The 11,275-nt window shown below is 64.7% G+C and carries 11 protein-coding genes; 8 read left to right on the top strand and 3 right to left on the bottom strand.

Annotated features, from left to right (window positions below; genetic code table 11):
* On the bottom strand, positions 1 to 274 hold a 274-nt coding region (locus tag CED_RS20155), incomplete at its 3' end, for an IS5 family transposase (RefSeq protein ID WP_035913306.1).
* 863 nt (positions 275 to 1,137) lie between these two features.
* On the opposite strand from CED_RS20155, the gene CED_RS20150 reads away from it, so the two are divergent.
* The 7 genes from CED_RS20150 to CED_RS23135 all read left to right on the top strand — a co-directional run bounded on the left by CED_RS20150 (position 1,138) and on the right by CED_RS23135 (position 9,008).
* A complete protein-coding gene (locus CED_RS20150; RefSeq protein WP_035913304.1) occupies positions 1,138 to 1,572 on the top strand; it encodes an NUDIX domain-containing protein in 435 nt (144 codons plus the stop codon).
* Between the two features lie 37 nt (positions 1,573 to 1,609).
* A complete protein-coding gene (locus CED_RS20145) occupies positions 1,610 to 3,499 on the top strand; it encodes a radical SAM protein (RefSeq protein ID WP_084680884.1) in 1,890 nt (629 codons plus the stop codon).
* 440 nt (positions 3,500 to 3,939) lie between these two features.
* Positions 3,940 to 4,134 carry a hypothetical protein gene (locus tag CED_RS24010; RefSeq protein ID WP_139168563.1) on the top strand — a complete coding sequence of 65 codons (195 nt, stop codon included), beginning with the start codon at positions 3,940 to 3,942 and terminating at the stop codon, positions 4,132 to 4,134.
* Between the two features lie 1,400 nt (positions 4,135 to 5,534).
* Positions 5,535 to 6,434: a protein kinase gene (locus CED_RS20125; protein ID WP_200875446.1), complete on the top strand. Its 900-nt coding sequence runs from the start codon at positions 5,535 to 5,537 to the stop codon at positions 6,432 to 6,434.
* Between the two features lie 101 nt (positions 6,435 to 6,535).
* The gene (locus CED_RS24870; protein ID WP_200875445.1) at positions 6,536 to 6,691 is read left to right on the top strand and encodes a hypothetical protein; all 156 of its coding nucleotides are present in this window, start codon (positions 6,536 to 6,538) and stop codon (positions 6,689 to 6,691) included.
* A gap of 80 nt (positions 6,692 to 6,771) precedes the next feature.
* Complete coding sequence (locus tag CED_RS20120) at positions 6,772 to 7,692, top strand: HEXXH motif-containing putative peptide modification protein (protein ID WP_152569811.1); 921 nt, start codon at positions 6,772 to 6,774, stop codon at positions 7,690 to 7,692.
* Positions 7,689 to 9,008, top strand: coding sequence for a serine hydrolase (locus CED_RS23135; RefSeq protein WP_160172420.1), 1,320 nt, complete (start codon positions 7,689 to 7,691; stop codon positions 9,006 to 9,008). The genes CED_RS20120 and CED_RS23135 overlap by 4 nt, the downstream gene beginning before the upstream one ends.
* Positions 9,009 to 9,556: 548 nt before the next feature.
* Here CED_RS23135 and CED_RS20105 read toward each other — a convergent pair.
* Positions 9,557 to 9,772, bottom strand: coding sequence for a DUF397 domain-containing protein (locus tag CED_RS20105; protein WP_035913289.1), 216 nt, complete (start codon positions 9,770 to 9,772; stop codon positions 9,557 to 9,559).
* Positions 9,769 to 10,632 carry a helix-turn-helix transcriptional regulator gene (locus tag CED_RS20100; RefSeq protein ID WP_235187200.1) on the bottom strand — a complete coding sequence of 288 codons (864 nt, stop codon included), beginning with the start codon at positions 10,630 to 10,632 and terminating at the stop codon, positions 9,769 to 9,771. The genes CED_RS20105 and CED_RS20100 overlap by 4 nt, the downstream gene beginning before the upstream one ends.
* 344 nt (positions 10,633 to 10,976) lie before the next feature.
* Here CED_RS20100 and CED_RS20095 point away from each other — a divergent pair.
* The coding region (locus CED_RS20095) for an ATP-binding protein (RefSeq protein ID WP_035913287.1) at positions 10,977 to 11,275 on the top strand (299 nt) is incomplete at its 3' end.

The following is an 11,275-nucleotide window of genomic DNA, read 5'->3' as shown; positions in this document are numbered from 1 at the left end:
GCAGGTCGTGGATCGTCTCGGTGGTGCCGTCGTCGCGCCACTGGCCGAAGTAGTAGTACACCGCGGACGTCGGGGGCAGGTCGTGGGGCAGGTAGCGCCACTGGCAGCCGGTCCGGGCCTGGTAGAGGACCGCGTTCACGATCTCCCGCATGTCGTAGCCGCCCTCGTGCCCGCTGGCCGAGGGGTGCCGGGCCTTCCACGCGGTGAGGACCGGGCGGATCAGGTCCCACGCCTCATCGGACAGGTCACTGGGGTACGGCTTGCGTTCTGCCATGTCTTCCAGCAGAACGCGCCAGCCGGCGAACGCAAGACGATCAACTCCGCACCCCNGAGATCAACTCAAGCTGAGGCCCGGCGAAAGCGTGCAGAACGCCCACTGAGGCGTCGCAGCTCATGCCATGATCGTGTCTCGCCTGCGTTGGCGGACGGCACCCGGAGATGGCTCCCATGGCACCAGGGATTCCCGCCGGGGCGCAGCTACCGGACCGTGACGAAGCCGTGAGGCACCTCCTCGGCGATCTACATCACCGGGCCAGCAGCGGCGTCGGTCCGGACTAGTGGCCGGCCCGGCGTGGGGGCCGCTGACGGAACATGATCGGAGTCCAGGTCCGGACTCGGACTCGCTGGTCGCCAGACAGACCGGTCCGAATCGCGTTCCCCGGGATCGTTGTAAGACTCCCGGATCCAAATCAGGACCAGGCACGCCGGCTTGCCGGGGCCACGGTGGCGTCCAGTCTGCATGACGCCGGATCGGGTGCCCACCAGTCGGCCATAGGGCTGTGAACTGGGAAGACCTCGTCAGCTGCCCGCAAGCCTGCTCACCGATCGAGCCGATCAGGTGTCCCAGCGGCTCGCGCTTCGGCCCGCATCTTCTCAGAGTGAGCACGAAGTCACGCTCGTCCCGATAGACTCGGCGGGCGTCGCTGGACCCGACGCGTATGCAGTTGCGTCATGATCAGCGACTCGGCGGACTCAAGGTGGTGCGGNACTGTGATGGTGACCGTTCTATACTTGCCGCTCGCCGGAAACGATGATCGCATGGGCTCTCGCCATGGGATCGCGACTCGCGGTGGCGCGCTCGGTCGACCAGAGATGCGGTGAGCCGCGCCTCCTGACTCCAACAAGAGAGAGTTCTTCATGCCAGAAAAGAGCATCAAGGAAAAAGTGTTGTGTTATATTGTGCGCGATGGCAAGTTGCTGGTGTTCCGGCACACCGACTATAGCTACGAGGAAGTTGGCATCCAGGTGCCGGCCGNCAGCATCCGTGAGGGCGAGACCCCGGAGAAGGCAGCCCTGCGGGAGGCGCGCGAGGAAACGGGCTTGACGGACTTCAAGATCGTGCGCAAACTCGGTGAGGTCGAATACGACATCAGTCCGTATCGGTTCGAGATACAGCACCGCCACGTCTTCCATCTTGAGATCACCGAGCCCGCGCCGGACCGGTGGGCCAGCCAGGAAGACCATGACGGTGAACAGGAGCCCACCCACTTCGAGTGCTTCTGGGTGCCGCTGGAGGCGGCCCACATTCTTCAGTCCGGGCAAGGAGCTTTGCTAGGGCGCCTGTACGACTGAGACCCCTTGCTTTCCCTCGGCACTATGGAGGCAGGTCATGAGTCACAATACCGGGCAGCGGGAAGAAATTGACCTGCTTTACCGGAGCTTGGATGTGGCAGACTCTGCGAGTGCCGTTTCGGTGATTCTGAAGTTGCGCGGCGAGACCTGTAACATCGATTGTCTCTACTGCTATGAGAAGCGCAAGGCGACCCCGGGAGGGGCGCGGATCGACGCCGGCCAGGTACACCGGCTCGCTGAACTCTTCCGGGGTAGGCGTATCGTTGTGGAGCTACACGGCGGGGAGCCACTTACTGCCGGTATTGCTCACGTCGCCGACGTGCTCTCTGCTCTCGCGGCGCAGCCCTCGGTCGTCGGTGTTTCACTTCAGACCAACGGCGTGCTCTTGGATGAGCAGTGGTTGGACCTCTTCGAGGAGGTCTGTCCCGACTTGCGGATCGGCATCTCGTTGGACGGGGATTCTGAAGGAAACAGATGGCGGGTCGGCTACGACGGCAGGCCCGTGTACCCGCGCGTGGCCGCAGCCTTGCAACTGCTGGCTGACCGCGGCCGTCAGGCGGGCGTCATCTGTGCCGTCACTCCGTCCATCCTGAGCCGGGCCGAGGCTGTCCTAGACCATATCGCCGGATTCCATGCGGTTAACGCGGTCAGTTTCGTTCCGTGCTTCGACGCCTCCGTCCGACGTCCCACCGCGGTTCCGGGCCGTCGCCTACCGATCAGTCGACAGCTTCAGCAAGCCCATGTTGCGGATGAGACAGATCCAAGTTGGGCGATCGATCCGGACCAGTACGCCGACTTCGTGATCGCAGCTACGATCCGCTGGATCAGCGCCGGGTATTTCACCCGTATGAAGTTGGAGCCGGCCGTGTCGACGATCAGGCGCCTACGTAGCCTCGACACAACCTTCTGCCATTTCTCGAACTTGAAGTGCGACCACGTCTTCACGCTCTATCCCGACGGCCGGCTCGGTAGCTGCGACGAGCTGCCCTGGCCGCAAGCTCGCCTAACTGTGCTGGACCAGTCAGCCGACATCGAGCAGGTGGCCGGCGCGCAGCAGCATTCGACGATCCTCGCTGGGGCCAGGAACCTGATGGGTCGGTGCGCGACCTGCGAATATCGAACTGCCTGCGGAGGTGGATGCCTCGCCTCCCGATTGCGCAGTGACCTAGCTGGAGCCCAGGACGCCTACTGCGATTATCGCATCCGAATGATCAACGGAATCGCCGCGTTGCTTGCGCAACCTGCCGACCCGGCGGGCGCATGGTGTCAAACCTTGCGTTGGAGTCCGAGAGAACCGAATAGCATGCGGGATATCGCCGCCTTCCTCGCGCGCTGGAACAACCCGGATGCGCCACGGGAAGACGTGCGCATTCATACCAGCTTGGAAGGAAACATCAACACGGTAGGTCTATCCGGCGTCCACGAGGCTGACGACCTCGACCCCGCACATCCCCGATGGCACGAGGCAATTGAGCCCGGCATCCGCTCCCTCGTCGACGCTGTCACTTGCGACTGGCGACTCGTCACCTACGACAGCTGTGAAGGTCACAGCTACACCGGCCGGGAACTGCCTCCTGCCGAACGACGGGTCGGAATCCTGCCACGTGACCGGGCTGAATATGCAACAACCGCAGCTGCTCTCTGCCGAGTGGCGATGACCGCTCAACCCGAGCTTCCGGAACAAACTCAGCTACTCGTCGGCCGCTGTGACCTGACGTGCGAGGCCACGGGGCGGACCACGCCCGTTCTCGACCTGCGGCTGCGACCGGCATCCGGGGCTAGTTGGTCGGCGTACTTCGCCGCCGTGGACACTGCAACGAACGTGCTCGTGGCCGCGCTACGTCGCGAGAAGCCGACACCTGGATATGTCTGCGCCTGCTTGATGCAACCTGCAACAACCGACCGGCTTGCCCTGGACGCAACGTGACCGGCGGCGGTGACGTGTCGACGATCCATCAGCTTCTCGGACGGATCGTATACTTTCNTGCGCTCTTCATCGAGCCCGCCCTTCCGGTCGCGTCCGTAGATCCGAGTCTCGGGTCTCCGTGCTGCAACCACCATTCTGCCCTCAGCCGCCGCCCCACTGTTGAGAGGCTGCTGACGTCGACTGCTTGGGCTGCCATTGCCGAAGTCGCTGCGACCATCCCCGCGTTTCGGCGAGACTGCCCCGGCCAGGGAAGCGATTGCTGCGCGACCTGTTGCGTGAGGGGGTCGGCCGAGGCTGTCGCAGCGTGCTGGGTGGAGACCGAGTACCACGCCTACCACCACGTCCAGCCTGGCGAAGCGATCGTCCGTGCGTGCCAGCGGGCAGCGGCAGACCGCCTTGGCCGTGTCTTCGCCGCACAGCACCACGTTTCGTGTCGGGTGATGGCCGAGATCGAGACCAGAGCCGACAGGCTGACTCTGCCGAGCGCGGACGAGCTGCCGTTGATCGGGGAACTCTTGGCGCTGTGGGATGACCTGAGCGCGACGGCTCAGCGTCCGGTTGTCGGCTGGCTCAACCACTGTGCCGGCCTCGATGACGTCCGTCGCGTGCTGCTTCGTACGGGGAGCCAGTCGTGATACATATGGCCGAGACAGTAGGTGTCGGCAGCGTCGAAGGGTTTCTTGACGCCAAGGAACGGGCCCGTCTCGTCGCGATCATGGCGGGNTTNCTNGNTGGNCAGCACTCAGCCCGTTTCGGTGACGCTCGCACCACGTCCATCCACGAAATCCCTGGCCACTCCGCCGAGCAGGCCATGGCCGTCTACGAGCCGGCTGGCCGCGTCGAGGTTGCACACATCCCGAGCGAGGCCGAAAGATTACTGCAACGCGCCTTCAGCCGCGCCAAGCCGGTGCTCGCACGAGTCATGCCGTCTATCACGGCGTGCCGTCCGTGGACCTACGTCGAGTACGGCCCCGGCCAGCACATCACCGCACACCTCGACGGGATCGCTCCTGACCCACTCCGCTGGCCGCGCCAGATTGCCGGGATCAGCGTCCTGATCGACGATGCGGACGCAGGCGGAGCCTTCTATGTCGAGACCACTTCCAGCAACCACCTGTGGAGCCCTCCCCTTGGGGATGCCTCAGTCCACGGATACACGCCCGGGATGTGCCTGGCCCACGACGGTGCCGATCACTCCGCNGACTGGTTCACCAGAATGCCCCGCACACGGTGGAGCGTGACGCCCGCGCCGGGAACGGCGTTGTTCTACGGCTCCCAGCTGGCCCATGGCACCGAGCCAGTGATCCGAGGCCGAGTTGCAAAGTTCATCAGTTGGCTCATCTCCGAAGCCGGCCAGCAACCTTCGATACGGTCCGGAGGTAACGGGCATGCTCCTGGCCATTGAGGGGATAGCCGGCGCAGGAAAGAGCACCGTACGCGACCGCGTGCTTGCCGCCGCGGCCGATGAGAACATCGCTGTTGCACACATTGGCCAATTCTCCTGGCTCTCTCTGGACGCCACCCGCACCATCATCGAGCTTCGAGCGGGCCGACCGGCCCCGGACCTGCGGGACGCCACCCGCGCCGTACGTCTGGACCTGGAACTACACGCCCGACACAACCTCATACCGGCACTGTCGCGTGGGTCCGTGATCGCTGACCGACTCATTCTGTCCACAGCTTGTCTACTCGCGTTGCTGTACCAGGAGGCTGTTGATGACTTCGTCCAGCAGTTGGCCGATGCCACCCCTGCCTGCCCACAGCTCACAGTGCTCCTGACCNCCCCGCCCTCAGTGTGCGAAAGCAGGCTTGGCCACAGGACCACAGCGCGCCGCTTCGGCGAAGNCCCCGCCACAGCAACCCAGCTCGCCGACCTCTACCAGCGGGCTGCGACTATCTGGACCCAGACCACCCGTCTTCCCGTGCTGCGATATCCCTGCACCATCGAACACGACGTTGACCGCGTGGCGACCGACTGCCTGGACTATCTGCGCCAAGCCCCTCAGATCGTGGCCGGGACATGAGGAACGACATCATGCGCCTGCATCCGCTGCATCCAGCGTCCTGGGTGCTCGACCAGGTCCACGCCGCCGGATGGCAAGTGCACGACCTGCTGGCATTTACCCGCGCCAGCACACTCATCCTCGCCAGCCGCGCCAGCATGCCGCCGATAGTTCTCAAGGCCGGTTTCGGAAGCAATCACGTGCTGGCGGAACTCGACGAGGACGAACGGCCAGCCGCCTATGGCTTCTACTGGTACATCGAACTGACAGAGGAACAGCGGGCATTGACCCGCGAAGACTTCCGCCACGAGATCGACCTCGCCCGCGACGCCTCCGACGCACCTCACGTTGTGCCACTGCTCGAAACCGGCCAGACCGATCGTTTCGACTGGTATACCATGCCTTACTATCCGACCGGAAACTTCCGGCCTCTGATCATCCAGCGCGTCGCCACGGATCTCCGCTCCCAACTCGCCGGACTAAACATCCTCGCTGACGTTGCCAGCGGACTCGACGCCCTTCATACACGCGGGATCGTGCACCGAGACGTTTATCAGGAAAATATCCTGATCCAAGACGGCCGAGGGTACGTGACGGATCTCGGTGCCGCGCGCCGCACCGGCATCCCTCGCGGGCCTGTGAGCCGGGGCCCGGAGGTGCACTGGCCCCCCGAGTACGCCACGGCCTACAACACCGCAACGGAAACTGCCGACGTCTTCAGCCTCGCGGTCCTAACCTATCGATTCCTCTGCGCAGACATTCCCCGCTACGGAAGTGCCCCCAGGCTCTCCGCTGTCCCATCGTCCCTTCGGGACTTGATCGTCGCGGCACTTGCCCCCATACCAGGTGACCGGCCCGCAATGGGTGACCTGCGTGACGCCCTGCACCAGGCCGCCGCGGATGCTGCTGCGCCGGTTCACCACGAGGGATGAGACTCTGACGAAAGGACTCGGCGATGCCAACGTCGCGCGCACCCCCAATCCCAGCGAACCACACTCCTCACACATCCCCACCATCAAGAAGGATGGCCAACATGGACAGCGACGACCGGTTCAACGACTTCCTCGTCGCCGTGGAGAACCTTCGCGGTGACGACACGGGTGTCCGAACCACTTCCCACACCTCCAGCGTTTCGGCCGACGGATGGACAACCGGGACCGAGACGGACCCGTCCTCGACGCAGGCGTAGAAGCGCACGCCGACCGTGGCATGCCCTGGGGTCAGGACTCTTCTGGCCCCAGGGCTCACACTTGACTCGGGAGCCCGACCGTGGACGTGCAGGCTGCCTTTGCCTTCGCGCCTATCCACCACCTACACCAGACGCGAACCCGGCGAATCCGAGACCTCGTCGATCCGGCTACCACGTGTTCCACCTATGCTTCCCTTACCCGGGCCTCTGTCGCAACCGCCTACACGCTTGCCCACCATGTTCTTCAAGGGGCAGAGGCAGCTGCTCGTGNCCGCGANCCCGCCGTTTTTGACTGGTACAGACAACATCCCGACGCGAACGCCCCGGCGCTGTCAACACCTACGGCAGCCGGCCCGCGCGTTGTTGTGGCCCCCGACTTGGCCCGCCTGTCCCGCTCAGAGATCTCCGAGACGCCCTACTACGTTCTCGGCCCCGGTACAGTCTCGGCCCCCGACAAGCTGAGGGAGATCGCGAGCGCCGCGTACGCCGTGGCAGCCGAGATCGGCTTTGCGGACCTGCTTGCTGGCCACGCCGTCGTGCTCTGCCTCCTTCGCCAGAAGTCCGTCGGTGACACCTTGGATAGCTGGACCATCACCCGACTGCCGGGCACAGTCTTCTGCGATCATTACGGTGAGCCCGTCGTACTCGCCCGTGACCTCGTCCATGAGGCTGGGCACAACTGGCTCAACGACGCGTTTGCCGCCACGGGCTGTACCTTGCCTGAGGAACCCCGCTTCTTCTCCCCGTGGAAGGGGACCACCCGCCCCGTCTTCGGCTTCTTGCACGCGTGCTGGGCCTTCCCGCTTATGATGATTTACACGTCCCGCGTTCTGGGATCTGCGGAGGGCGCCATTGCTCGGTTTCTGACTGGCTATCTCGACGAGCAGCGCCGCTTCCTCGCGGCCACCATCCACGACCACGCGCAAGCTCTCGCCCTCGTCGATGACGTTGGGCTACGTGGCTGTCTGCACACCATTTACCAGGAGGCCCTAGCCTTGTGACCGCCGCTATTGTGGAGGATCAGAGCCCTGGGGTTTCCCTGCTCGTGCGTCCACCGGACGAGCCGCCCGTACACGCGCACGTCGGCAAGGCTCGCCTCGAACACAACGTCGCCATTGACCGGGCAACGACATTCAACATCGGCTCGGCAGGTAAGCAGATCACTGCTTACCTGATCGTTCAGGCGGCTCGGGAAGGCAGGCTGGCTCTCGACCAGCCTGCGCGGCATTTCCTGCCTCGCCTTCAGATNCCTGGCGTCACTGTCGCGGATCTCGTCGTCCACCATGGCGGCGTCCGCGATGCCGAGACCCTGCTGTCTCTGGCCGGATTCCGTGAGCTGGACCACTACACCGCCGACGATCTTTTGGGACTGGCCTACCGGCAGACCAAACGAGCGGTCCCACCGGGCCGTTTCCTCTACAGCAACACCGGCTATCTCCTTCTCGCGCAGATCCTCAGGGCTGTTCATGGGACTGGCCTCGACGAACTTGCCCGGACCCTGCTGTTCTCCCCGCTCGGCATGCCTTCCGCGCACTTTAAAGCCGATCCTCGCGAAGTAGTCCCCGGGGCCGCCGCCAGCTACCGGCCTACCGGCAACGGATGGGAACATTGCGAAACCCCGGTCGCTCTGCCCGGACCGGGATCGCTGTGGTGCAATGTGGACGACCTGGACCGCTGGCTTGGCTTTCTCCGGCAGGAATGGAACGAACCCCGTCAGGAATCGCTACCCTTTGGAAAGGAAATCGCCTATCGGGCCAGCGACCATCAACCCCATCTGTACGGCCCGGGCCTATACGCTGACCCTCGGCCCGCACGTGGCACCGTTTTCCATCACGGCCACGAACAGGGATTTTCCGCATCCACCCACCTCACGTACGAGGGCCTGCACGTCGTTTGCCTATCCAACCATGCCGAAATCGCCGCAGACCATATCGCCGCCGGGGCTCTCGCGGCCCTCCGAGGTGATCCTAACCAAGACATCGCCGGCTTCCTCACGCAGGTAGTCGACGCACGCCAAAAGGCCGCGGTTCCGGCTGGGCCGTCCGACCCACATGACCGCGAAGCGGCGCAGCACGCCAGCCTTGGCGCATACATTTGCGACCAAGTCCCTGGCAGGCTCCAACTCTCACGACACAATGGGGATCTTTATCTGTGGCGCCGTGGCACTCGCGACCGCCTCACCCGCACCGGGCCCACGACCTATACGGCCGCAGGCTACATTCTGACCGTGGACAGCGAATCCAACGAGCCGCCCCGCAGCTTCGTCTTAGATCTCGAACGCGCACCGGCCCTTCACTACGAATCTGTACAATCCTAGAGTGGTGAACACAAGAGTGCCCCTCACATATCGCCCTCGTGGTCGGTGACGTGGTCGGAGAGCGAGGAGGGCCGAGCATTTGGTTGCCGGTGGTCGCGGCCTGTTGTAGGTTCCTCGTTGATCTGGCAATCGACCTTGCGTGAGCTGGGGTTTCCCGGTCAGGACGGCACTGGTTGCGTGTGCACCTACCCGGCTGGGATGGCAGTTCCGACGCGAAGGGGTCCGGCTCCTTAGATCAGTTGGTGCCAAGCGCAAGGTTTCCACGCCGAGCTGACAATCGATCTTGCCTGGGTGGGGTTTTCCACGCCAGTTGGCGCTGGTTGCCCGTGCACTTACCAGGTTTCGATCGCAGCTCTGCCGCAGGGGCGACGTGGGGCGGTGTTGAGCAGGTAGCGGACGGCGTCGATGGTGGTGGCGAGGCGTCGGGCGGCGGGGGATGTCCCACGACGGCCGGCGCGTCCGGTGCGCGAGCACCTACCTGGCCTTTGCCAGGTAGGTGCTACCCGATCGGGGGAATTGCTAGATCAACGGGGGAACCTACAGTTGTGTCAGGAGTCGAACTCGCCGTCCCGGACGCCCGCGACGAAGGCCCTCCACTCGGCCGCAGTGAAGACGAGGATGGGGCCGCCGCGGTCCTTGGAGTCGCGGATCGCGCGTCCCCCCTCCGGTAGCGCGGCGACCTCGACACACTCGCCGCTGCCGTTGGTGTAGCTGGACAGTTGCCAGGACAGGCTGTCCCGGTCAAATTCGATCTTGATGGTCATGGTTGCTCCCTCGACAAGCTCGCGATCATCTCGGCGGATGCGCTGGGGTTGAGCGCGAGGGCTCGGAGATGGTCGAGCTTGTCTCTATACTGCCGCACCTCGTCGGGCTTCTCCACGTACAGACTGCCCGTCAAGACCTCCAGGTAGACAACTTCTGGATCTTCGGCGTCCGGGAAGCGCAGATGGGTGAAGGAGGTCCCGAGCGCGGCGTGCCCACCGACGTCGAACGGTAGCACCTGGATCGTGATGTTCGGCTGGGTTCCGACGTCGACCAGGTGCCTGAGCTGGCCATTCAGCACCTCGCGTCCGCCGACCGGCCGCCGGAGCGCGGCCTCGTCCAGCACGACCCACAGCCGCGGCGGCTCTGGCCGGCTGAGATGTTCTTGGCGGCTCGTGCGCAGGGACACGCGGCGGCGCACCTCTTCGTCCGGAAGCTCCGGCCACGTCGAGCGAATCACGGCGGCGGCGTACTCCGGCGTCTGGAGCAGTCCTGCCACGAGGGACGTCTGGTAGGTGTTGATCGACGATGCATCAGCTTCGAGCCCGATATAGACCTCCATCCAGCGCGGGACGACGTCGCTGAAGCTGCGCCACCAGCCCTGCTGACGTGTCTCCTTGGCGAGGGTGAGGATCGCCTCCCGCTGGTCGGCCTCCTGGACGCCGTAGAGGGTCAGAAGATCGGCGACGTCGACGGTCCGCACCGCGACCCGCCCGTTCTCGATACGACTGATCTTGGCGTCGGACGCGCGGATGGCCCGACCCGCCTCCTCAGCGGTCAGACCAGCGGCCTCCCGCAGCCTGCGCAGCTCCACCCCAAGCCGACGACTGCGCACCGTCGGCCCTGCTGACGACTTCGCCACGCTTCCTCCGCCACTGGACGTCCACACTTGATCACAGTCTGCCATTGGCCGTTGCCGGCCTGTTGACCTCTGCAACCATGGTAAGCGGGCCTGTATGTGTACTTGCATTTAAAGGTACAGGGGAGCATCATCACGCTTCGAGGGCGCTCCGGTGCAGGCGGGGTTGATCGCTGGCCCGGGGNTCGTCGCACCGGCGCGTCCTCCTCACAGTCCGCTGTCCCCGCCGGACGTACCGCCGCAAGGCAAGGCCCGGCGGGGACAGCGCCAGGCCAACGACGACGGGGNGGGGATGATCTCGTGTGCCATGTCGACCGGACACCAGCCAGACATGATCAGGGCTCGGCATGACAGCGGGCGACCCGTCGCCGGTGGTCCGGGTGGCCGTGGCGCACTTCCCGCCGACAGCCGCCGCTGTCCCCGAGGTGCGAACGAGCACTGCCCGCACGCTCACGGAATGGTCGGTAGACCCGGACGCCGTCAGCAGCGCCGANCTCGTCGTGTGCGAACTGACCTCGAATGCGGTGAAGGCGAGCCGCCCGGAAGACGTGGTGGCCATACGGCTCACCGCGACAGGAGAATACGTCCTTGTTGAAGTGCGGGACGGCAATGACACCGCTCCCCGTATCAAAAGCCCGGACCTGTT

Origin of the sequence: Frankia sp. CeD, assembly GCF_000732115.1 — a bacterium.
GTDB classification, from domain to species: Bacteria; Actinomycetota; Actinomycetes; order Frankiales; family Frankiaceae; genus Frankia; species Frankia casuarinae.
Note: the sequence above shows the minus strand (reverse complement) of the source record. Positions and strands in the feature narration are given on the sequence as shown.

Excerpts from the sequence above, each read along its gene's own strand:
- CED_RS24870 (WP_200875445.1), top strand. The coding sequence starts at position 6,536 with ATGGACAGCGACGACCGGTTCAACGACTTCCTCGTCGCCGTGGAGAAC.
- CED_RS20105 (WP_035913289.1), bottom strand. The coding sequence starts at position 9,772 with ATGACCATCAAGATCGAATTTGACCGGGACAGCCTGTCCTGGCAACTG.
- CED_RS24010 (WP_139168563.1), top strand. The coding sequence starts at position 3,940 with ATGGCCGAGATCGAGACCAGAGCCGACAGGCTGACTCTGCCGAGCGCG.
- CED_RS20145 (WP_084680884.1), top strand. The coding sequence starts at position 1,610 with ATGAGTCACAATACCGGGCAGCGGGAAGAAATTGACCTGCTTTACCGG.
- CED_RS20125 (WP_200875446.1), top strand. The coding sequence starts at position 5,535 with ATGCGCCTGCATCCGCTGCATCCAGCGTCCTGGGTGCTCGACCAGGTC.